This is a genomic window from Fusibacter sp. A1 (genome assembly GCF_004125825.1).
Lineage (GTDB): Bacteria > Bacillota > Clostridia > Peptostreptococcales > Acidaminobacteraceae > QQWI01.
The window spans coordinates 12,116-33,913 of record NZ_QQWI01000007.1 but is presented as its reverse complement, the minus strand read 5'-3'; the positions used below and the strand labels follow the sequence as shown (position 1 = coordinate 33,913).

At 39.4% G+C, this 21,798-nt stretch carries 29 protein-coding genes; 20 read left to right on the top strand and 9 right to left on the bottom strand.

All coding sequences use genetic code 11. From position 1 onward, the window contains the following. Positions 1 to 82 precede the first annotated feature (82 nt). On the bottom strand, positions 83 to 1,279 hold the full coding sequence (gene chrA, locus DWB64_RS11205) for a chromate efflux transporter (protein WP_129488333.1): 1,197 nt from the start codon (positions 1,277 to 1,279) through the stop codon (positions 83 to 85). A 294-nt stretch (positions 1,280 to 1,573) separates the two neighbouring features. Here chrA and DWB64_RS11200 point away from each other — a divergent pair, with 294 nt between their 5' ends. The 10 genes from DWB64_RS11200 to DWB64_RS11155 all read left to right on the top strand — a co-directional run bounded on the left by DWB64_RS11200 (position 1,574) and on the right by DWB64_RS11155 (position 6,971). Beyond that, positions 1,574 to 2,143, top strand: coding sequence for a hypothetical protein (locus DWB64_RS11200; protein ID WP_129488332.1), 570 nt, complete (start codon positions 1,574 to 1,576; stop codon positions 2,141 to 2,143). A gap of 32 nt (positions 2,144 to 2,175) precedes the next feature. After that, complete coding sequence (locus DWB64_RS11195; protein ID WP_243118974.1) at positions 2,176 to 2,658, top strand: N-acetyltransferase; 483 nt, start codon at positions 2,176 to 2,178, stop codon at positions 2,656 to 2,658. A gap of 105 nt (positions 2,659 to 2,763) precedes the next feature. After that, the gene (locus tag DWB64_RS11190) at positions 2,764 to 3,057 is read left to right on the top strand and encodes a hypothetical protein (protein ID WP_129488330.1); all 294 of its coding nucleotides are present in this window, start codon (positions 2,764 to 2,766) and stop codon (positions 3,055 to 3,057) included. Positions 3,058 to 3,174: 117 nt separating this feature from the next. Next, on the top strand, positions 3,175 to 3,621 hold the full coding sequence (locus DWB64_RS11185) for a hypothetical protein (protein ID WP_129488329.1): 447 nt from the start codon (positions 3,175 to 3,177) through the stop codon (positions 3,619 to 3,621). A gap of 24 nt (positions 3,622 to 3,645) precedes the next feature. Next, positions 3,646 to 4,476 (top strand): VanW family protein, encoded by an 831-nt coding sequence (locus DWB64_RS11180; RefSeq protein ID WP_129488328.1) that lies wholly within the window; start codon positions 3,646 to 3,648, stop codon positions 4,474 to 4,476. A 42-nt stretch (positions 4,477 to 4,518) separates the two neighbouring features. Further along, a complete protein-coding gene (locus DWB64_RS11175; protein WP_129488327.1) occupies positions 4,519 to 5,181 on the top strand; it encodes a nucleotidyltransferase domain-containing protein in 663 nt (220 codons plus the stop codon). Between the two features lie 81 nt (positions 5,182 to 5,262). Beyond that, positions 5,263 to 5,793, top strand: a complete 531-nt coding sequence (locus DWB64_RS11170; protein ID WP_164980371.1) for a GNAT family N-acetyltransferase — start codon at positions 5,263 to 5,265, stop codon at positions 5,791 to 5,793. Positions 5,794 to 5,842: 49 nt separating this feature from the next. After that, positions 5,843 to 6,214 carry an iron chaperone gene (locus DWB64_RS11165; protein WP_129488325.1) on the top strand — a complete coding sequence of 124 codons (372 nt, stop codon included), beginning with the start codon at positions 5,843 to 5,845 and terminating at the stop codon, positions 6,212 to 6,214. Positions 6,215 to 6,249: 35 nt separating this feature from the next. After that, positions 6,250 to 6,516 (top strand): zinc ribbon domain-containing protein, encoded by a 267-nt coding sequence (locus DWB64_RS11160; protein WP_129488324.1) that lies wholly within the window; start codon positions 6,250 to 6,252, stop codon positions 6,514 to 6,516. A 77-nt stretch (positions 6,517 to 6,593) separates the two neighbouring features. Continuing rightward, on the top strand, positions 6,594 to 6,971 hold the full coding sequence (locus tag DWB64_RS11155) for a hypothetical protein (RefSeq protein WP_129488323.1): 378 nt from the start codon (positions 6,594 to 6,596) through the stop codon (positions 6,969 to 6,971). Between the two features lie 140 nt (positions 6,972 to 7,111). On the opposite strand, the gene DWB64_RS11150 is transcribed toward DWB64_RS11155, so the two are convergent. After that, positions 7,112 to 7,588, bottom strand: a complete 477-nt coding sequence (locus DWB64_RS11150; protein WP_164980370.1) for a flavodoxin domain-containing protein — start codon at positions 7,586 to 7,588, stop codon at positions 7,112 to 7,114. Between the two features lie 121 nt (positions 7,589 to 7,709). Here DWB64_RS11150 and DWB64_RS11145 point away from each other — a divergent pair, with 121 nt between their 5' ends. Further along, positions 7,710 to 8,147 carry a MarR family winged helix-turn-helix transcriptional regulator gene (locus tag DWB64_RS11145; protein WP_129488321.1) on the top strand — a complete coding sequence of 146 codons (438 nt, stop codon included), beginning with the start codon at positions 7,710 to 7,712 and terminating at the stop codon, positions 8,145 to 8,147. A 58-nt stretch (positions 8,148 to 8,205) separates the two neighbouring features. Here DWB64_RS11145 and DWB64_RS11140 read toward each other — a convergent pair whose 3' ends face one another. Genes DWB64_RS11140 through DWB64_RS11125 form a run of 4 tightly spaced genes read right to left on the bottom strand, consistent with a single transcriptional unit; the run spans position 8,206 to position 10,792 of the window. Beyond that, the gene (locus tag DWB64_RS11140) at positions 8,206 to 8,733 is read right to left on the bottom strand and encodes a 2-oxoacid:acceptor oxidoreductase family protein (RefSeq protein WP_129488320.1); all 528 of its coding nucleotides are present in this window, start codon (positions 8,731 to 8,733) and stop codon (positions 8,206 to 8,208) included. Further along, entirely contained in the window at positions 8,730 to 9,482 is a 753-nt protein-coding gene (locus tag DWB64_RS11135; RefSeq protein ID WP_129488516.1) for a thiamine pyrophosphate-dependent enzyme, read from the bottom strand. Before DWB64_RS11135 ends, DWB64_RS11140 begins: the two co-directional genes overlap by 4 nt. 14 nt (positions 9,483 to 9,496) lie before the next feature. Then, on the bottom strand, positions 9,497 to 10,570 hold the full coding sequence (gene vorB, locus DWB64_RS11130; protein WP_129488319.1) for a 3-methyl-2-oxobutanoate dehydrogenase subunit VorB: 1,074 nt from the start codon (positions 10,568 to 10,570) through the stop codon (positions 9,497 to 9,499). 9 nt (positions 10,571 to 10,579) lie between these two features. Further along, the gene (locus tag DWB64_RS11125; RefSeq protein WP_129488318.1) at positions 10,580 to 10,792 is read right to left on the bottom strand and encodes a ferredoxin family protein; all 213 of its coding nucleotides are present in this window, start codon (positions 10,790 to 10,792) and stop codon (positions 10,580 to 10,582) included. A gap of 262 nt (positions 10,793 to 11,054) precedes the next feature. On the opposite strand from DWB64_RS11125, the gene DWB64_RS11120 reads away from it, so the two are divergent. After that, positions 11,055 to 11,975: a LysR family transcriptional regulator gene (locus DWB64_RS11120; RefSeq protein WP_129488317.1), complete on the top strand. Its 921-nt coding sequence runs from the start codon at positions 11,055 to 11,057 to the stop codon at positions 11,973 to 11,975. A gap of 3 nt (positions 11,976 to 11,978) precedes the next feature. Here DWB64_RS11120 and DWB64_RS11115 read toward each other — a convergent pair whose 3' ends face one another. Beyond that, the gene (locus DWB64_RS11115) at positions 11,979 to 13,694 is read right to left on the bottom strand and encodes an EAL domain-containing protein (protein WP_129488316.1); all 1,716 of its coding nucleotides are present in this window, start codon (positions 13,692 to 13,694) and stop codon (positions 11,979 to 11,981) included. Positions 13,695 to 13,950: 256 nt separating this feature from the next. Between DWB64_RS11115 and DWB64_RS11110 the strand changes: the two genes are divergently transcribed. From DWB64_RS11110 to DWB64_RS11090, 5 genes are all read left to right on the top strand, one after another. Beyond that, complete coding sequence (locus DWB64_RS11110) at positions 13,951 to 14,298, top strand: CGGC domain-containing protein (RefSeq protein ID WP_129488315.1); 348 nt, start codon at positions 13,951 to 13,953, stop codon at positions 14,296 to 14,298. A 66-nt stretch (positions 14,299 to 14,364) separates the two neighbouring features. Further along, complete coding sequence (locus DWB64_RS11105; protein ID WP_129488314.1) at positions 14,365 to 14,586, top strand: hypothetical protein; 222 nt, start codon at positions 14,365 to 14,367, stop codon at positions 14,584 to 14,586. A 239-nt stretch (positions 14,587 to 14,825) separates the two neighbouring features. Beyond that, the gene (locus tag DWB64_RS11100) at positions 14,826 to 15,335 is read left to right on the top strand and encodes a GNAT family N-acetyltransferase (protein WP_129488313.1); all 510 of its coding nucleotides are present in this window, start codon (positions 14,826 to 14,828) and stop codon (positions 15,333 to 15,335) included. A 438-nt stretch (positions 15,336 to 15,773) separates the two neighbouring features. Next, on the top strand, positions 15,774 to 16,445 hold the full coding sequence (locus DWB64_RS11095; protein ID WP_129488312.1) for a DUF3159 domain-containing protein: 672 nt from the start codon (positions 15,774 to 15,776) through the stop codon (positions 16,443 to 16,445). Between the two features lie 47 nt (positions 16,446 to 16,492). Then, positions 16,493 to 16,978 carry a leucine-rich repeat domain-containing protein gene (locus DWB64_RS11090; RefSeq protein ID WP_129488311.1) on the top strand — a complete coding sequence of 162 codons (486 nt, stop codon included), beginning with the start codon at positions 16,493 to 16,495 and terminating at the stop codon, positions 16,976 to 16,978. A gap of 43 nt (positions 16,979 to 17,021) precedes the next feature. Here DWB64_RS11090 and DWB64_RS11085 read toward each other — a convergent pair whose 3' ends face one another. Beyond that, positions 17,022 to 17,294: a hypothetical protein gene (locus tag DWB64_RS11085; protein WP_129488310.1), complete on the bottom strand. Its 273-nt coding sequence runs from the start codon at positions 17,292 to 17,294 to the stop codon at positions 17,022 to 17,024. 173 nt (positions 17,295 to 17,467) lie between these two features. Between DWB64_RS11085 and DWB64_RS11080 the strand changes: the two genes are divergently transcribed. The 3 genes from DWB64_RS11080 (at position 17,468) to DWB64_RS11070 (ending at position 20,027) form a co-directional block, all read left to right on the top strand. Continuing rightward, positions 17,468 to 18,367 (top strand): GNAT family N-acetyltransferase, encoded by a 900-nt coding sequence (locus DWB64_RS11080; RefSeq protein ID WP_129488309.1) that lies wholly within the window; start codon positions 17,468 to 17,470, stop codon positions 18,365 to 18,367. A 101-nt stretch (positions 18,368 to 18,468) separates the two neighbouring features. Further along, on the top strand, positions 18,469 to 19,407 hold the full coding sequence (locus DWB64_RS11075; RefSeq protein ID WP_129488308.1) for a TRM11 family methyltransferase: 939 nt from the start codon (positions 18,469 to 18,471) through the stop codon (positions 19,405 to 19,407). 32 nt (positions 19,408 to 19,439) lie between these two features. Beyond that, positions 19,440 to 20,027 (top strand): hypothetical protein, encoded by a 588-nt coding sequence (locus tag DWB64_RS11070; RefSeq protein WP_129488307.1) that lies wholly within the window; start codon positions 19,440 to 19,442, stop codon positions 20,025 to 20,027. Between the two features lie 224 nt (positions 20,028 to 20,251). Here DWB64_RS11070 and DWB64_RS11065 read toward each other — a convergent pair whose 3' ends face one another. Next, positions 20,252 to 21,781 carry a Na+/H+ antiporter NhaC family protein gene (locus DWB64_RS11065; RefSeq protein ID WP_129488306.1) on the bottom strand — a complete coding sequence of 510 codons (1,530 nt, stop codon included), beginning with the start codon at positions 21,779 to 21,781 and terminating at the stop codon, positions 20,252 to 20,254. Between the last annotated feature and the right edge of the window lie 17 nt (positions 21,782 to 21,798).

Genomic DNA, 21,798 nt, shown 5'->3' with positions numbered 1-21,798 from the left:
TGATGACTTCCAGTGGGCGATTAACATTTGAAAATAATCATGACCTATTAATGATTTAACATACTTTACTTCCCTATATAGATTAGATAATATAACCGATCAAAAGCACTGCAATCACAATAAGCGGTGCTTGAATTTTTCTTGAAAGCAATAGACCGACTGTCAGTAGCATCACTAGAAGATTATCTAGGGTGAATCCGCTTTTTTGCATGAGGATTACAGCAGAGACAGAGATCAGACCACCTGCTACTGCGTTGATTCCTTTTAATGAAACCTTGATCCCTTTGATTTTTTTTAGGTTTTCCCATATGGGGTAGACAAAATAGATTAAAAGAAGACCTGGTAAGAAGATACCTATTCCGCCTACTATCGATCCGAGCAGTTGCTGTAGCGTACTTCCGCCACGGGCAGCCATGCCACCTGCATATGCGCTAAAACTGAACATTGGTCCAGGTAGTCCTTGAACTAGGCCGTAACCCGTTAAAAACTCGCTGTTTGTCATGTACTGGTTGACTAGCACAAGTTCACTGTGCATCACAGGTACGACAACTTGTCCGCCTCCGAAAACGAGGTATCCATATCGATAAAAGCTTTCAAATAAGTGAACAATTCGATGGTCCCACGTGAGCGTCAAGACGATTCCAACTAGTGTGAAGAAGGTAAATGCAATTAGGTATGGCCAAGGTGGAGACAGTTTAACATGGTTCCATAAGTCCTTTTTCTTTGATGTGACGATACTTGCTGTTCCTCCGAGGATCAACACTAGCGGAAAGACCCAAGGGTCACGGATGAAATAGGTGGTTAGTGCGCCAAAGAGCAAGAGCCCGACTGTAAGTTTGTCGTTAACGACTTTGCGTCCGATCCTGAAAGCGGCAACCACGATAAAACCGACAGCCATGGGACCGATGTATCGAAGGGTATCATGAGAGATGTTCCTGCTTTCAAGAAACTGATACAAAAAGGATAGAAGGGTCATCGCTATAAGCACTGGCAGCGCCCATACCATCATGGTGAGAAAAGCCAGTAGGGGACCGCCGGTCTTGTAACCGATGGAAACAATGGTTTGTGTACTGGTCGGACCTGGTAGGATGCTGCACAGGGCGATTAGCTCAACGAGTTCCTCTTCGCTAAGATAGTTCTTCTTTACGACAAGCTGGTCTGTGAAAACGCCGTAATGCGCTTCTGGGCCGCCATATGCGCCTAGGGAGCAGATGAAAATGTCTTTTAAGAAGCTACGCCATTTAGGTTGTTCCTTATTCTTTGTTGATTGTATTTGCATATGCTGGTCTCCTTTATATGGATTGCTATCTAAAACCTTTGATCCAATGATTGATTTCAGAAAGGTCGAATGCTAACGATGTTTAGAATCATTATACACTAAATGAGAATTAATTTCATCTCAATAGAAAGAGGTTTGTGACTAAATCATGAAACTGTTTTGTTACAATTACCTTAAATCACCAATTTAGTTTGTGTTTTTTTGTATAATGAAATGGTATAAAAGAACACTACATCTATTACGGTTGCTAACCTAGGGAAGAGCAACTTTGCAAATGCTTTTTAGGAGAAAACTATGATTGATAAGCTCATTACAGCGGTATATTTATATGCTGTTTCAGTAATTGGATTGTCACTAACCGCTTACCGGATCTACAGATGGCAGAGGTTGAATCGAAAAAACTTATTTTCATGCAAATGGACTCTTAACAATACTAGGCTATTTACAATAATCATGTATTGCATTGCTTTGATTCTTCAAATGATTGTAACCCGAAAGATGCAGGCAATCGGATATCCGTATGTTGACTTGAACTTTTCAATGATTGCAGTAGTTGCTGCAGCTTTGATAGGGGATTTTGTTGACTTGGTTCTTAAAAAAGGAATTACAGATTCTGTTGTTTATAGCTCCACTGCTAAAATAAACTTTGATAAGCTTGAGAATTTCATTTGGCAACCCGTCAAAGATGAGCAACTTATCGAACTGCAAGTTTATAAGAAGTACAAACGATACCCGGATTACGTTCCAGCGCCGATTTTTAAGTTCACCTTCGAAAAAGCATTACAAGAAGAAATTGAAGGATTTTTGATTGAAGAAAAAAAGTTGAAGCTTCAAAAAACTATTGGAAAGAATGAAAAGTCTTAAAAAGCGGAGTATCCGATTGAAGGGGAAAAATGATGATAGCCTATCGTAAAGTCAGCGATTTCAAAAGAGGAACACTCTTTCAACTGCTAAAGGACGCATATGCCTATGACGGAAGATATGAAGAACACTTTAGTTTGAATTGGAGAGAGTGCGACGATTTTTTTTATGACAATATTCACATAGGGGATAGCTGTTGCATAGTCACTGTTCTAGATGATGAGGCGATAGGATTTGTTTCCTGGGATCCAAGGAACATGCCTGATTATGTAGAGATCGGCCACAACTGTGTGGCTACTAAATTTAAAGGAATGAAATACGGAAAACTACAGCTTGAAGAAGCGCTTTCTAGAAATAGACAAAATGAGTTGAAGAAAATAATTGTGACTACAAACCAAGCGTTGGTTCCAGCGCAAAGAAATTACGAAAGTGTCGGGTTCAAATTGGTTGAAAAAAGGGTCAACAATTCAGAAACGAGTTTTTCAGGAGATTATATTGATTACGAGTATCAATTGTAAATACACGAATATAACACCTATAATAAAACTGCAGAAATATAGTATGAAGGAGCTTGATTCCTTTAACGATTAACGACTATTCATCTATAGATATGGAGAACTTTTATGTTACCAATAACAATTGTTATGCTTACGCGAATTATTTCAGCTATTATCCTTGCAGTTGTAGGAATCATCTTTATAAAAAACTTCGAAAAGGATTTGAGTAAGTATGAAAAAGTGAGCCGTTTTATGGTTCGATTTTCATTAATTTCAACGGCAATTCATATTTCTGCAGTGTTTGACAATGTTATTGAAGCTAAAGAATTAATCAACATACTACTTATTTTAGCGGCATCAATGTCAATATATTATATTCTTATAAGAAAAGTGAAACAAAAGATAATAAAGTCTAAATGACACTCATCATAAATTGAAATGTGCTAGGTAATTGACACTTAAGTAAAGTTGTCGTTGAACAGCCATAGTCTGTCGATTTATATTGTTTGATTATTTTCGTTAAGCAAGGAGGATTCAATGATATACCAAGTAGGCAATCAAAAGATACTCTTAACAGCTTCAATAAGAAGAAAAGTAAGTCATAATGGGACGTTTAACAGTCGTAAGGTAGACGATCACATAATGAACGTCTTTAGAAATGATTCGAGTTCATTTAAAAAAGAGTATTTGGAGTTTAATGTTACTGGAGAAGAGGCGAAACAAGCAACTATTGAACTTTTAAAGGATTACGTTAGCGGATGTAGAGGTCGATTTTTCGTGGATGCTGATCATGAAAAACTTTACTGGCTGGATGTTTGGATTAACGGAAATTTCTTGACACGCAAATTGAAGTTAAGTGATTACATACGACTTAAAATTGATAGTGAAGAAGTGATACGAGTAAGTGGGCAAGTGGAGGATTTTTACATTCACTTTGGAAATGATACAACGTTAAGATGCAATAGGTGCATCACTATGAGTTAGGGAGTAACCATATGGTAACAGTCAATGAGTGAATATAAATACCTTATGCCTAAAAGGCGTTCTAAGCTCCGAACAAGCATAGGAAAATTATACTTTAGGCAAAAACGCAAACTCCAGTGGCTGAAAGAATCGAGTCGATTCTCTAAACATAGAACGAATGAGCTGCTGCCTTATATTACATTTACCCACCGCACCCCGATACTAAGACGTTTAAAAGATGTTGATATGTGGATGCAGCATAATAAGGCGGAGAACTTAAAAATTGCCATTCGCTCAATTGACGGTTTAGTGATTGAACCTAGAGAGGTGTTTTCTTACTGGTACAGTCTTGGCAAACCTACGAAAAGAAAAGGGTATAAGGAGGGTATGATACTTCACTATGGCAAGTTCCGAGCAGGGACTGGGGGTGGGCTTTGTCAGCTCTCGAACTTATTGTTTTGGATGACGCTACATACGCCTCTTAATGTGATTGAAAGACATCGGCATGGATTTGATGTGTTCCCAGACAGTAATCGGACACAACCGTTTGGAAGTGGTGCATCTTGTGTTTACAACTATCGTGATTTGCAAATTGAAAACACAACTGAAGAAAGGTATCAATTTCATATACGTATTGAAGAGGACTACTTAATAGGAGAAATACGTTCAGAGCTTCCTAAGTACTTTGATTACTCAGTGTATGAAAAAGACCACCATTTGAGCCATGAGTACTGGGGGGCATATGTCAGGCACAATAGTATTTGGCGAAAGACGCTTGATTTACAGGGTAAAGTGATAAATGATGCGAGACTGTACGAAAATCATGCGCTTATGATGTATGAACCCTTGCTAAGTTCAAATGAGACTGCTTTGTGACGTCTTTGCTAAGAAAGATAACGCTTAATTTAGAGGATATTTATGGACAATTATATTGAACGCCTAATCGATTACTTACTAGTGAAATACAAGTGCGATACAGTCATACTTTATGGCTCATATGCTCGTGGTGATTTTACTGCAGAAAGCGATGTAGATCTTGTGTGTTTTAGAGAGAGTGAGATCGATTTGAACGATACCGGTATCTTTGAAGGAAAACAGCTTGATGTTTGGGTGATGAGCAAGAAGGCTCTATTAGCACCACAAGACTTTCTTCATATTCGGGAAGGGATAGTTCTAGTTGACAAGGATGCTTCTGGAGAGAAACTTTTAAAAACAGTAGATGATATGTACGCATGTGGTCCTGAAAAGAAAGAGCGAAAGGACAAACTCTTCCTGATAGACTGGATGAATAAAATGTACCTTCGTTCAACGAAGGGGGATATTGAGGGAACTTATCGCTACTACTGGCTTGTGAGAGACATTCTGGAGATCTACTTCGAGTTACATGACTTATGGTATGAAGGACCAAAAAAGAGCTTAAGTTGGTTAGAATTGAATGACACAGTCTTTTATAACCACTACGAAAAGGTGTTGAGAGATAAGGTTTTATCTGTTGAAATGAGAGCACTAATTGAATATCTTTCAGAATCTCTAATGGTAAATGATCAGTTGGAAGAAGCGATTCTACCGAACAAGCAATAGCTCTCTGATATTTTTGAGATGGCTGAGGCTCTCTAAATAGTGATACTATGGACATATCGTATGATTCAGGAGGGGAATGCTATGAAAACAAGAATTGAAAAAGTCACTAAAGAGAATTATCAGGAGCTATATGACTTTGAGACCAGAAATCGACTTTTCTTCGAATTGGACCTACCACCACGCCCACAGGGATACAATCATTTTGAGACCTTTTCAGGTATTATGGATGAGCTGCTAAAAGAACAGGAATCCGGTTCTTATATAATGTATCTCATTAGGGGAAATGAGGGGGAGCTTGTTGGTCGGATTAATTTGAGCCTTAACGTAAAAACCGGTGAGAAATCTGCTGAGGTTGGGTATAGAATGGATAAGGAGAAGCTGGGGCGTGGTTATGCAAGTAAGGCACTAAGGCTTATTTTGGAAGAGGCAATCAATATCCATCACATCACTGTAGTTACCGCGGGAACTTCGTCAAAGAATATTGCTTCTCAGCATGTACTTGTAAAGAATGGTTTTTCAAAAGTAGGTGAAGAAAAAAAGGTGATGAAGGTGAATGATCAATGGGCGGACGGATACTTGTATTCATTGAGACTAAAGAAGCTAAACCCTTAAAGTTAGCTAAACCGGTGACAGGATATCCATTTGATTCTGGAGGTGTAATGTGAAGGAGTTAAAAGACTATATTGACGCAATAGAGATTCCTGAGCAAAGAAAAAGAATGATTGATGTTTTCAACTGGATTGAAAAGGAATTTCCGATGCTTGATGCAGCTATTAAATGGAACCAACCCATGTTTATTCATGAGGGTACCTTTATCATAGGTTTTAGCATGGCCATGCATCATATGTCATTTACTCCTGAAGAAGCTCTCGTGACTTTGTTTTTGGATGATATCAAAAAATCAGGATATGATCATACAAAGGGCCTTGTAAAGGTGAAGTGGAATCAGGAAGTGGATTTGAAATTGCTGCGAAGAATGATTGAGTTCAATATTGAGGATAAGGCAGGGTACAAGAACTTTTTTAGAAAGTAGATGGATAGGGTAATGGATAGAAGGGAGGACTAACAATGGAAGAGTATAAATTCTGTCAAAGCTGCGGTTTTCCAATGAAAAAGGACCCGCAAGGAGGCGGCACTGAAAAAGACGGTTCGATCAACAAGAAGTATTGTTATATGTGCTACAAAGACGGTGAGTTTTTAACGCCGCCAGAAGTGGACACTGCGAGGAAAATGCAAGACTTTTGCATTACGCAGATGAAAGAATCTGGAATGAACGGTATGGTGGCATGGTTGGCGACTCGCAGTATACCGAAGCTTGAGAGGTGGAAGAAATAGAAGGTTCACACTTAAAAGACATCATATGGAATGATGTCTTTTATTAGTGTACAATAGTCAGTATAAGGGGGTAAATGATGAATAAAGATCTAGTACTAGTAAAACAAGTCGAAGGCGATGCCTATGCGACACAAATCGAAGCAATACTTAATGACAATTCCATCCCATGTGTGAAAAAGTATTCTAGTGACGGTGCTTTAGCGCATTTGTATATGGGGGCGACAAACCATCTGATTGAGTTTTATATCTCACCGGATGATGTTGAACGAGCAAAGGTGCTTCTTGAAAACTTTGAGGTGGCAACTACAAGCCTAATAGATTCTATTTATGATGACGAAAATGTGCAAGCTATGATAAAATCGCGTAAATTAATACAAGATCGATTATCACTAATTATTTTGATTTTTGTTACACTCGCTCTTGTCGGAGCGGTTGCATTTTCTCTAATCAATTGAATAACATGCTAATGAACAAACAACTTTAATCCGGAGTTTGAATGTTGATATCATCTCTTGCCGATCCATTAGTTCCATAGGAAAGACCTTGCTGTAGTATTGAATACAACAAGGTCTTTTCCAATGCAGGGTATTATGCTCTATACTGCCTGGTTACTTGCCAGTTCGACTTTTTTAGCAAAAGCATCAATTGCTTCAAATTTTATCACGCTAACTGTTTCAGAAGTCTTAGCAATCATTTTAGTAACTAAGCGATCGAAAAAGTTCATTTTAGATTGGTTTAGCTCAAATCCAAACTGCGTAACTATCGTTGATTCTGTCTTCAACTGATCGGGAACTAGATTGAAATGGTCGGTCGTATCATTACAGCAGAAGTAGTATGAAACGTGCTTAGATTTAAGAAGGTCAACATGGTTAGTGAGATATGTCTTCACTGGTTTTCTGATTTGGCCCGCATAGACCGATGTACCTATGATGATGTTTTGATAGTCAGATACGTCAAAGTCAGGTTGAGCGTCTAGTGATACAAGTGTGCACTGTATAAGCTTTTGAGCCAATAGTTCGGCGCATTTTTTTGTTGTACCATATTTTGACGAGTATAATAGTACTGTTTTCATGTGAAGTCCTCCTTCTTGCATTTGGGAATAATTGCGTGTAAGATATAGGTAGTAAGTTACCTTTTTATATTGGTAGTATATTACCTAATTACAGGAAAGTCAATAAGGAGAATATTAGAATATGATTAATTCCATTCGTGAGATTTTCGCAAAGTCTTTTTTAGTTACTAGAATGTGGGAAGTGCTTTTTAACAGGCAAACTGGTTCGAAAGAACTAACGTTAAAGCAATTAATGCTTCTGATTGTTGTCGACAATGCGTTTGATCATTCGCCTACAATAAAGGAAATTGCGAATGAACTAGCGACTTCTCATCAAAATGTAAAAGTACTCTTAGGACAACTTGAGAAAAAGGAGTTTGTTGAACTGTATACGGATGAGAATGATAAAAGGGTCACGAGAGTTAGAACATCTGAATTGAAATCGGCATACTGGAAAGAAAGATCCCTTGATGATCAAAAAATGCTTGTACATCTGTTTGATGGATTAACTGAAGAGGAATTAAAGATTACTGCAAGGGCGATAGATAAACTCACAGAAAATGCTAAACGACTGATGTAGCAATTTCAAATAAAAAAAAGCACCCGGTGAAAATCAACTACACCGGGTGCTTAATTATTTATAGTGACATACCTTTTTCAATTGCCGCCAAGTTCACTTGAAGCATTTCAGGACGTTTTCCTGTAAGCTTTGTGATAACCTTTTCGATCTTGTTGGAATCAACAAGCGACAGGTGAGGTAGTAATGCTCCAAGGCAAATCATGTTGCCGATGCTTGGGCTACCTAATTCGTTTGCAAGATCGGTTGCAGGTACTTTTACCACTGTGATGTCGTCACGGTGCTCGCCGATATCCGCTAATGACGAGTTTACGATCAGCACGCCACCAGGACGTACTTTAGGTGCGAATTTTTCGTAGGCAGGCATGTTCATTACAATTGCTGCGTCTGCCTGATCGATTACTGGTGAATGAATCTCTTCGTCAGAAAGGATTACTGAACAGTTTGCTGTACCACCGCGCATTTCTGGACCATAAGAAGGAATCCAGCAAAGCTCTAAATCTGAATCCATACCAGTGTAAGCCAGTACTTTACCAAGGAACATAACTCCTTGTCCACCGAATCCGGCGATTACTATTTTATCCATCATAGCTTAGCTACCTCCTCAGTGACTTTTAATTCACCCATCTCATAGACAGGCATCATGTTGTCTCTTAACCACTGCAAGCTATCTACAGGTGAGAGGCCCCAGTTTGTCGGGCAAGTAGAAAGAACACTGACTAGTGAGAAGCCAAGACCGGCAATTTGCACTTGAAATGCTTTTTTGATGGCTTTTTTCGCTTTAACAATTTCTTTTGGAGAATCGACAGAAACCGCCGCTACATATACAGCACCTGGAAGGTTAGAAAGCAGTTTTGGCATATCGATAGGGAAACCGTCTGTAACTGTGTTCTTACCATAAGGACTTGTAGATGTTTTCATGCCTTCTAAGGTAGTTGGTGCCATTTGGCCGCCTGTCATACCAAAGATTGCGTTATTGACCATGATGGATGTGATGTTTTCACCACGCGCAGCAGCGTGAATTGCATGTTGCGTACCGATTGCAGCAATGTCTCCATCACCTTGATACGTGAACACCATACGATCTGGCAGTGAACGCTTTACACCAATACCGACAGCTTGGGCACGACCATGGGCTGCACCGATAAAGTCGTTGGTGAAGAAGTCCTGGCTAAAACCGGCGCATCCTACTGGTGAAATACCGATGGTGTTATCTATGATTTCAAGTTCTTCAAGTACCTCGGCTATAAGGCGCATGATTGTACCATGTGTACAACCTGGACAGAAGGAAAATGGCACGTCTGTCAGGCCCGCGCTACGGCCAAAGATTTTTTGCATTTCTTTGCTCATGCTTAGGCCTCCTCGTTCGTTAAGTTAAAAGTAGAGATTAAGTTTTCAAGAATTTCGTGTTCTGTCGGTAGCATACCACCTTGACGACGGAATAGGTGAACTGGCTTCTTGCACTCAGTCGCTAGCTTAACGTCTTCAATCATTTGACCTGTGTTAAGTTCGACAGTAAGCATTCCTTTAACGTTATCTATTAGTGGTTCAAACGCCTTTTTAGGGAATGGCCAAAGCGTGATTGGACGGATAAGACCAAGTTTAATGCCGCGTTTTCTAGCATTAAGTACTGTGCTCTTACAAATACGACCTGTTGTACCGTAGCTTACTAGCAGGTATTCAGCATCTTCTGTGTGGAACTCTTCCCAGCGCTGTTCTGTTTCTTCTATGTGCTTATATTTAGCTTCCCATCTAAGGTTGTTGGCTTCACCAATTTCATTAGTGAGCGAGTAGCTTGCGAGTACGCGTTTTTCGCGACCCTTAGCACCATCAACGACCCAGCTTCTATCCACTTGAGGCATTTCAGGACGCTCTTTAAGCCATACCGGTTCCATAGTCTGCCCAAGGAAACCGTCTGTATGAAGAATAACCGGGTTACGGTGTTTGTCTGCAAGATCGAATGCGTCCATTGTAAAGTCGTAAAGCTCTTGAGCTTTAGATGGCGCAAGTACGATGGTACGGTAGTCGCCATGACCGCCGCCACGAGTCGATTGGAAATAGTCTGATTGAGCCGGACCAAGACCGCCAAGACCAGGACCGCATCTGTTGACATTTACGATTACCATAGGTAGTTCAACCGCGGCAGCATAAGAGATACCTTCTTGCTTTAGGCTGACACCAGGGCTTGAAGATGCCGTCATTACACGGTTACCTGTGCATGCGGCACCATAGCACATGTAGATCGCGCCGATTTCATCTTCGGCTTGAACAAGGTCGCCGCCACGTTTTGGAAACTGTGCTGATAAGTATTCAACAACTTCTGTAGATGGAGTGATGGGGTAACCGAAGAATAGTTTACAGCCTGCACGTATGGCAGCCTCACCGATAATCTCGTTACCTTTTAATAGAATTCTTTCAAGAGCCATGGTTTCCTCCTAGCGCTTTTCTCTGTACACTTCGATGGCCACGTCTGGGCACATTGTGGCACAGAGAGCACAGCTGATGCACTGGTTTTGGTCTGTACAAACGGCAGTAAAGTAGCCTTTTTTGTTGGCTGTATCGCCGATCTTCAGGATTTTTTTGGGGCAGATGTCGATGCAGAGCCCGCAGCTTTTACAGTATTCATGCAGAATTTTGACTTTAGTCAAGGGACGCCTCCTTGTCGTAGTGGGTGAGAACGTTTTCCTGGGTTTTGATAAAAAAGCGCAAGTGCGCTTCTTGAATTATTTTAACCCTTACAATTTTTTATAATTCTATTGTACAGTTTTAAGGACAAGGAGTAAAATAGCGGTTATGAATCTCTGTTATCAGTTTTACTTATAAGTATTGTCGTGAAAGATAAGAAGTGATAGGATATCATTAATAATTGAAGCTACTTAGCTACCGGATCAATCGAAATAGGAGGGGAAGATGGACATAAGACAATTGAAGTACTTTGTTGCAGTCGCGGAGAAGTTGAGTTTTACTGAAGCGGCGAAGAGCCTGTATGTGGCACAGTCTGCAGTCAGTCAGCAAATCTCAGAACTGGAGAAAAAACTCGGTATTCCTCTTTTTAATAGAAATAGGAGATCGGTTAAACTCACCCCAGCAGGAAATGTACTTTACTGCGAGGCGATAGGGCTTCTTAAACGGCTTGATGAGGTGCAGGAAATCACTATGAAGGCCCATTTGGGTTATAAAGGACATCTTCGTATCGGCTATATCGGTTATGGGGATCGTACATGGCTACCTAAAATCCTAAATCAGTTTCACACGAAGTATCCCGATGTGACACTAGAGGTAAATAGATATCATCAAGGTGAGCTTACTAAGGCGCTTAATGAAGATGCGCTGGATCTTGTCATTACTTTTTCTTTTGGCATTTCTGAATCCCTGGAAGAATTGCATAATCAGACTAAAATTGAAACACATCATATATGCACTGAAATTCTGTGTGCAGTTTTAGCATCAGATAGTAAGCTGGCAAAGGAGTGGGTGAATAAGACCATTCCCCTAAAAGCACTTGCAAAAGAATCGTTTATTATTCAAAATCGTCATGAATCTCCGCAGGGGTTTGATAAAACGCTGCAAATATGCACTGATAATGGCTTCTCTCCAAAGATCGTGAACACGCCTAATTTAGTTCAGACAGTGCTTGTGTTAGTGGAAGCACATATGGGGGTCGCACTTTTACCAAGCAGTTTGAAAGATTATGCGGGGCCCAACTTGACTTTTTTAGAGCTTGACGTTAAGGCTGAACATCGGCAAAACGATATTGTGGCCGCATGGAAAACAGGTAATATGAATCCATCGCTTAGCTATCTTACAAAGTTGATTTCTGAGGGAAGATAGCCATCATTCTTGAGCCATTAACTCATCGATGAACTTTTTACGATCTACAGGCTTTGAAAAATAGTACCCTTGCAGTACATCACAAGCTTCCTCGATTAACCAATCTTTTTGCTTTTGTGTTTCAACACCTTCAGCAATTACTTTTAAATCCAATTTATGAACGACATCAATGATGCCGGCCACTAACTTTTGAGATTTTATGTTCTCACCAAGATTATTGATGAGTATCCTATCGAGTTTCACTGAGTCGACAGGCATTCCGATTAGACATGAAATAGCCGAGTAGCCTACACCGAAGTCATCGAGGGAGATATGAACGCCAAGCTCTTTTATTTGGTATAGTTCCATGATGATTTTAGGATTTTGATTGTAAAAACTACGTTCTGTAATTTCTATTTCAAGGTGACTTGCATCCAATCCTTCTTCTTTTAAAAAGTGCTCAATCGTATTCGCGAGCGGCTGATTGATAAGCTGGTAGGGCGTAATGTTCACACTAATCGTGAACTCGGGATCGTAGGCTGTCGTTATTTCCTTACAGAATGAAATCGACTCTTTTAGGACTTTGTTGGATAATTCGATGATGATAGGATACTCTTCAACTTTTTCAATAAAGACTCCTGGTGGAATCACACTTGAGTCTTTCACCCATCTGATAAGCGCTTCAGCTCCTGTTATACGCCTGTGTTCAACGGACCATTTACCTTGATAAAAGGCTGTGATCTCGCCATGTTCAAGTGCGTCTTCTAAATTCTGTATTAAGGAGCTCAGTTCTCCATTTGATTTTTCCGATTCGATTTCATGAAAAAGCTCAGTCACGCGTTTGCTAAGTAACTCATTTTTTGATTCAAGCAGTCTTATTTTTTCTTGTTGCATGGGGTGCTCATTTATTTGAGGTCGGGGGGAGTTGATTCGTTCGTTGACAGCAATATAGTCCTTTAAGTATTTGACCGCATAGTTAAGTTGACCTTGGCACTCATAAAAATCTGCTATTGTTTTTAGCAAATCATCAAGAAAGTAATCATAGTGGTTATCGTACATCGTGTGCAGTCCGATTTCAAGAAGTTCGTTGGCCATTTTAAGATTGCCCAATTTGAAATAAACCTCGAAAGTATTGAGGACTAAAACGCCATAATTGAGTTGGTTTTTATAATTGTCGACTTGCTCATAGAGAGCAAGTGCTTTAAGATTGATTTTAAGCGCGGTTTCAAGTTCTGATTTTACTGTTAGGATGACGCCATAGACCATGTACACTTTTATCGATTCCAAAATGTCAGTGCTATCATCCAGAGATTGGACGGCCAACTGCGAATAGTAAAGTGCCATTTCTAAATCTCTATTATGATAGTAAGTCGCAGCAAGCGTACGCCTTGAGCTTAAGATAAGAAATGGATCTTCAAGATTTCGGGCATATTTGTAGGCTTGATCATAGTGTTGGATGGCACTCTCAAAATTATTAGTGGAGTCATAGAACGCACCTAAGGCTTCACAGTAGTAAAAGTTATAATATTGATTAGATTCAACTTCTGGAAAGCTTTCAGTGTAATCAAGCAGCTGACTGAAAACCGCATACTCTTTAAGTTTTGCAGCAGATAAAAGAAGCGCAAGGAGGTTCTCGATTGAATCAGTGGCTTTGTTGTATTCAATAAGTTGAATTTTTTTTTCGTAAAAGCTTTTAAAGTCAGTTTTCGCTTGTACTACTTTAAGTATTAGTGAGTTCATGCATGCCTCCTATGATCAATTATCTATTACTTAAGTATAACACCAAAAGGTAACATAATGCACTGCTGGAATGCTATAATTTAGGCTAGATATTTATTGATACCCAAAGATTTCAATTAGTAAAGTAATTATAAGTAAATAGTTTGATCAACAGTTTTTTTGATTTCACGCTGTTAAATAGCCTAATGTAACAGATGTTACAGCACAAATTGATAATATAGGTTATGCTATATACTGATCATTTTAAGGAGGCTTTATGAAAATCGCGATAATAATTAATGAGAGTACTGCAGATAAATGTACTGGAAAAGGTTGTTTAAATGCATTCCATCAAAGAAAAGATGCATTTGAATGCTATGATGAACATGTGGAGTTGGTAGGTTTTATGCATACGGGCGGAGATTTTGAACACAAGGTGAAAAGATTAATTGAAAATGATGTCGAAGTAGTTCATCTATCGAGTTGCCTAAGAGCAAAAAATGATGACTATGTGCAGATGGCTCATGAGTTATCCAAGCATTTTAGTGTGGTTGGTTATTCACATGGTCAAAGAACAGGTAAGAGTAAAGAAGCAATTATGGTAAAAAAGCAAGTGCAGCCATAAAGCATTTAAGGTATCTGTTATGCCTTATTTTATTCAGGGTATAAATTGAATGAGGAGGTGAATTGTATGAAGAACAAAGTGATTCATGAACTCATTAACTTGAAAGAAAGAAGGTTGGAAGTGGAAGTTGAATTAGGGGTATCCAATATTGAACGCAGCCATTTATCCAGAAAGCAACTTGAACAGATCAATCACGATTTGAAGTTCAATAAATCCACATTCAAAGAGCTTAACTGCATCAATCAATTTATTAAATCCGATGAGCAGATTTTATCCTATAAGCATTGATAGCTCTCTTAATACCACTTTGAAAGTGGTATTTTTATTGCCTATAACGCAGTATAGTATACCTATACTTGTTTTTTTCTACATTCGACTTACCGATTCACTATACTATATAAAGATACGGTAATGTAGCTTATCAACGATTTGATCGATACCGTTTATTGTAAATATATTATCATTTTACGTTGAAATCCAGTAAAATAGGATTAACTTTAAAACAATCTTTACAAGGAGTGATGGATATGAAAACTTATAAAATAAGACCGGTTAAACCGGGAGATGGGTCTGGTATCAACGAATTGAGAAGAATGCCCGGAGTTTTTGAAAATATCTTGGGGATACCTTCAGAACGGAGTAAGAGAAATGAGGATTTCATACTGAACATGGGTGCAAACACGCATATGTTTGTTGCGGTCATGGCTGTTGAAGGACAGGATATCATCGTCGGTACTGCTGGACTGAATGTGATGGATAACCCAAGGTTAAGGCATTCTGGCAGTATCGGCATTATGGTACATAAGGAGTATCAGGGAATAGGAATAGGACAAGCATTGATGGAAACACTACTGGATGTAGCCGATAACTGGTTAATGCTTGTAAGAGTGGAACTGACTGTGTTTTCAGATAATGAGAGGGCGGTTAAGCTTTATACAAAGTTAGGGTTTGAAACTGAGGGGCTGAAAAAGAAGGCGGCGATAAGAAATGGACAATATGCGGACGAATACATGATGTCTAGAATAAGAAACATATGATCTGATGATCAAAAGATGAGATTACTCCACCGCCTTGACGGGTGTGCTAATGTAATCAGGGATGATGCCTTCGCCTTTTAGAGTGATTTTTTCGATTTCTTCAAGGTAGACCTCTTCGTAAAGGTGAAAAGATGCGGTGAATGATAAGGCTTTGCTAATTTCATTTTACTTGTTTTTCATTGATTATGCACCTGAGAAATTTTCATAATAGGTCACAAGGGATATTGCATAATTGATATTGATATTGATATGCTAAAGATACTACTCTACTAAATATAGTGTAATCTTCTTTTTGAATGTAATTATGCAATTTCCTCACCTACTAATCACAAGTTCATGAGTGTGCTCGATTGACCTATTGACGAATACAGGTAATCTTCTGTCCTAAAGGCCGGTTAACTGGGTATTATGTTTCTAAAGGATAGTTAGAGGTGACGTATGAATAAGCTTATTACAGAATTAAAGGAAGAGATTTTAAGTATCGTAACTGGTAATACCCTGGATGCCATGTTGCCACCTTTGGTGTTTGTCATTGTCAATCGATTGGCTACACTGAACATGGCCTTAATTACCGGGCTCCTGTTCGCAGTTTTACTGGGAATCGTCCGCTTAATGAAAAAGCAAGATTGGCGGTATGCCTTTGGTGGAATGATAGGTCTGTTGTTTACCTCTGTACTTGTTTATGCGACTCAAAGCGCAGCCAATTATTTCATTCCTAAGTTGCTTTCTAGCGGTTTTGGATTCCTACTGACGATCATCAGTCTGATTATCGGAAAACCCATCGCAGCTTTTGTAAGCCATTTGACACGCGGGTGGCGGCTTGAATGGTTTTGGAGAGATGATATTAAACCTGCATACCGCGAAGTAAGTGTTCTTTGGGGACTTTACTTTATGATAAGGTTGATGATTTTAAGCACTTTGTACATCAAGGGTGACATATGGGGGCTTTTTTGGATGAACACCTTACTTGGCGGACCAGCAATACTCACTGTACTTATCATCAGTTATATCTATGGAATATGGCGTTTAAAGACACTTGAAGGACCAGGTATCGATGAGTTCAACGAAGGCGTAGATCCACCATGGCGCGGTCAGACGAGGGGATTTTGATTTTATTACTTCCGACTTGAAGTAGTACGTGAAAAAGAGGTGAGAGTATGTTAAATAGCTTACTGAATCATTATGACATTCATTTAGAGAGGTTAAAAAATCTTCAGTGGAACGAATGTGGTTATACGCTTTTGGATGGAAACGTCTCAAGAATCGGATTTTATGGCATGCCGTTAAAATCGATAGCGGATGAACTTTTTGAGTTAGGAAATTTAGAAATGCTGTCACTGATTCACAATCAACTGAAAGAGATTCCTTCTGAAATCGCAAAATTATCAAAGTTGAGAGAATTGTATCTGGGAGGAAACGAACTTACGTCCTTACCTGACGATATAGGGAAGTTAAAAGAGCTGAACTATTTATATGTTATTGAAGAATCACTTAAACGGCTCCCACGATCCTTAGCAGAGCTTCAACAGTTGGAAGAATTGGTTATTAGGACAAAGCATGAAGAAGAGATACTCATGCAAATTAAGATCTTTAAGATCAAAGCCAAAAAAATAGTAGTCAATGATAAGGAAGTAGACTTGTAAAAATAGTGGTTGATAGCATGATTCAAATTGCATTTGAATGTGCTTACTCGTGATCTTCAATGATCTCAATTTCGAAGTAATCAAAATAAATCTCTTCGGTGTAATGATGTTCTTTGAAGCTAGTCTTACCGATAAGGGCGATGTCTCTTGTATTGTCGCTCAACCACATGGGATTTTGAATATCAAAATGATAGCATAGAGCTTCTATACCACGATTAAGTCTTTCTTTTGAGCTTAAGTTTTCTGCGCACAGCTCAAAGGTGTGGTCTGCAATAATATTATTCTTCTTTACGATTTTTCCCCATAAACGGAACATATGCTACTCCTTAAGTGATGAATGTCTATTGGTTCTTCAGTGATTAACTTAAACAGTTTAACAAGTAATGGGTCAAATGTGAAGGTCCATGATGAAATTAGCCCAATACTTCCTGACAATCAATGCAAAGGATAAAGAGATAGGTGTATTTTTGATAGTAAGTGAGGACATTTATGCAATTTACAAAGAATTTAATGAATATGGTAGAACTGGTTAAGGATTATAAGAACAACGATGCGTTAAGAAGCAGTTTCAACAGACTCGCTACAGAAACATTCGGTATAGATTTTGAACACTGGTACAAGAAGGGCTTTTGGAATGACCGCTATATTTGCTATTCATTCGTATTCGAAGGTCAAGTGATCGCCAACGCGTCTATTAATAGAATGAGGCTTAGATGGGATGGCAAATACTATAATGCGATACAGATAGGAACAGTGATGACTGCTCCCAAATTCAGAAAACAAGGACTGTCATACCGGTTATTGGACACAATAGTCAAGGAGTGGGAGAATGAAGTGGATTTCATCTACCTGTTCGGAAATGACAGCGCGCTAAACCTGTATAAGCAATTTGAAATGAAGGAATTCAAGGAACATCGGTTCCAAGCGGTACTTCCAGCATTTAAAGGAATTAACGGGATTAGAAAACTTGACTTGCAGAATGAGGCGGATTTGAGCTTGATGGTGGAAATGACTAAGAATAGAACCGCTCAATCTGAAGCGATCGGCACCGAAGAGGATTCTCATCTGATTATGTTTTACTGTCATCAGTGGTTCGCGGAAAAACTTTACTATATAGAAAAGAAGCATAGCCTTTTAATAATGGATGAAGAGGATGAGACACTGCATTTGTATGATGTGATCAGTGAAGAAGTGCAGGAGATGCAGGAAATCCTAGAGCTGATTTGTGTGAAAAATGCTGAAACAGTGGAATTCCACTTCAAACCTAGCAAGTGCAAGTTGCAACTAGAGGAGAGTATCCTTTCGGTAGAAGATCAGACTTTACTCATTAGACATAAGGGAATCGAACCTACGGAATCGTTCAAATTCCCAACTTTTTCACATGCATGATTACCTTGAAAGAAGTCTTAGAATATGTCATCATAAGCTATACGCTCATTCGTAGACAGGGACTTCAAGGAGCACTCTGACGCTTTGGAAAGGTAGAGAGCATGGAAAAACAACGCTATATGTACCATATGAATTACCAAATGCATGAAAAGGAACTCTGTCTGCTTGAAATGAGGGCTTTATTTGCTAGAGAAGTAGATAGTAAGGTGTTCTTTTCTGATCGCGGCCTTGATTGTTCGATAAGTCCTTTTATGAGAAATCGACTTAAATTGATGTATTCAGCTGCTTCTCTTGATGAAATCGTACGTTTAATTGAGCAGGATAAGTTGAAATCGGATTGCTTTTTAGTCAGGTACATGGATTTGACCAGTGAGGAGCGAAACAGAACAGAACATAAGGAAATTTGTAAACTGATCGGTTGTGCGATTACCGGTGAAGTTTCCTTCAAGTCGCCTGATATGATATTTGGCATAACACTGTATGGTGGCAGTTGGTATTTTGGGATCTTTTCGTCCAATGACAATACTTGGAGAAGGCATATCGACAAGCCTTATTCCTATTCAAGTTCGATTGGCATAACCACTGCGAAAGCGCTTGTCAACATCGCAGCTAATGGAGATTTTGGTAAAAAAATAATTGACCCATGTTGTGGTGTCGGTACAGTTCTTTTAGAAGGAGCTATAGCAGGATATGATATCGTTGGATGTGAGATCAACGATAAGATTGCTGAAAATGCCAGAAAGAATCTAGGCCACTTCGATTATTCCATTCGTGTTGAAACAGGAGACATCAAAGATATTGCTGAACACTATGACGTGTCAATCGTAGATTTACCATACGGAAACCGGACGATCATTCATTCAGAAACCCATTTGCATATTATCAGAAATGCGAAAAGGATTTCTGACAAGCTGATTCTGATTTCTTCAAGTGATCTTGGAGACTTGATCGTGGACGAAGGGTATGAACTGATTGATTATTGCAAAGTTAGTAAAAGCATGAAACATACTTTTAGTAGATACATTTGGGTCTGCGTATAAAGGGAAATCATGCAGATAAAGGAATGAACAGCATGAAACCTTCAAAAATTACAGCAAGAGATACTGCATTTATCGGTTTGGGCGTTGCTACTCTGATTGCCGGCGGGTTTGTCATTTTTTACGCGAGTACCCTGTTTCCTTTTTATGGTGTCAAGTACACGCTTATGTCGCCATACATGTCCATGGTGGTTTATATCATCATAAGCAAAGTTGCCTCACGTCATGCGCTGATCTATTTTGGACTGACGTTTAGTTTGATTATGCTTCCAATCAATATTTACATGTTTGCAGCAATTTTATTGACCACCATACTTAGTTATATCACAGCACAGCCTTTTAAAAATAGGAATAAAAGAAACATCTTAATGAGTCTCCTGTTTTCGGCGTACACTGGGGTGACAGCTCTTGGGTTATCAAAGTTGATGATAGGAGGGGTTTTCAGTGAAATTCCATGGTACTGGGTGTTAGTGTCCGGTGCGCTCAACTCTATTTTCGGCTTTATCGGAGTTTTATTTGCCAGTAAGGTAAGAAGGCATATGATAGGTTTTGAAAAGAATATCGACAATAAAATCATATCCAACTTGCCGCAGAAGGTACATGAGAGCAATAAGCAAGATTGAAAACCTGTGTAAGGAGCAATAACAGAAAGTCGAATCTAGAACTTTATATGAGTTTTGTCTCAAATGATATAATCAGAATTGTGTACAAAAAAAGGTAATACGTCTGTAAGATGAAACGTTTAATACCAGCCAAAGGTTTTATCCTCTTTGACTGGTATTTTTTGCGTGCTGCATCCTATCGTCAAATTGCATATTTGCTTCAAATAGAAGGTCGCTATGGACCGTTATGACGCTTTCTGATCCGTCTTAGGCCGAACACTAGCATGTTGTGTTGTTTGTCCGATTTTTTTCACGATAAAAATGAGTGCTGTGATGGATAGTGCTAAGGATACAAATGGGTTGAGACCAAGACCTGCTGGTATAAATCCGAAGAAAATGGCAACCAAGGCCACGGTTAAGGCATATGGAATTTGAGTCTTCACATGAGAGATATGATCACACCCTGATGCCATAGATGACATGATTGTTGTATCTGATATAGGTGAAATATGGTCACCTAGCACAGCGCCCGTTAAAACGGCTCCGATGGTTGGTATCAGCATGGCTTCACCGCCGGCCATATAGGCCAGAGGAATGGCGATTGGCATGACAATGGAGTTGGTGCCCCACGACGTACCTGTCGAAAAAGCGACTACTGCAGGAATCAGGAACATGATGGTAGGAATCAGAAACGCCGGTACAGACTTACCAATGGTATTTACCATGAATGTAGCCGTGCCAAGTTCGCTATTGATGCTTCCAAGAGACCAAGCAAGAGCAAGAATCATTGCTGGTACAGTCATCGATTTGACACCTTCGACAAATGCTTCAGCGACGCCTTTGATATCCAAGGTCTTTTGAATGACAGACATAAGTGCTGCAACGATGATACCCGCGAAGGATGCCCACAGAAGCACTACGCTTGCATCAGCACTTGAGAAGGCTTCTCTAATGGTGCTACCTGAAAACCCACCGCCATTGTAGATTAAACCGATAAAGGTGACAAGTACAACAGATGCAATCGGTACGATGGCGTTGTACCAATGCGTTGATTCTATAATCTTTTCACTAGAAGAATGATCGTAGGTCTGGACTTTTGCATTAAACTCCGCTTTTCGCATAGGACCGTAATCCTTGCCGGTAAAAATGATAATCAAGACAAAAATTAATGCGAGGACGCTGTAGAATCTAAATGGAATAGACTGTAGAAAAATACTGTACGAACTTAGGTTTAAACCAAGGTCGTTTAAACCGGTTTGAATTAAACCGATTTCCATGCCTATCCATGTGGATACCAAAGCCATGGATGAGATTGGCGCTGCCGTAGAATCGACAATATACGCCAACTTCTCTCTAGAGATCCCTTGTCTATCTGTAATCGGTCTCATGGTGTTACCGACAATCAGGGAGTTCGCATAATCGTCAAAGAAGATCAGCATACCTAACAACCATGTGGAGAACAAGGTAGACTTGGTGTTTTTTGACTTTTTGATAATAAGAGAAGCGATGCCTTTAGTACCGCCATTTTTATCGATGATGCCGATCAGCCCTCCGATTGTCAGGCAGAATACAAGAATGGACATGTTCCACTGATCAGTCAAGGCACCGATCAGATGGGTATTGAGGGTATCCATAAAACCATGGATGGGATTGCCTGTAATGATGCATGCACCGACAAAGACTGCGATAAATAGCGATAGCAGGACTTCCTGCGTTAATAGTGCCAAAAGAATGGCAAGTAGTGGGGGAATAATTGAGATCCAACCGAATTCCATAATAAAACTCCTTTAAG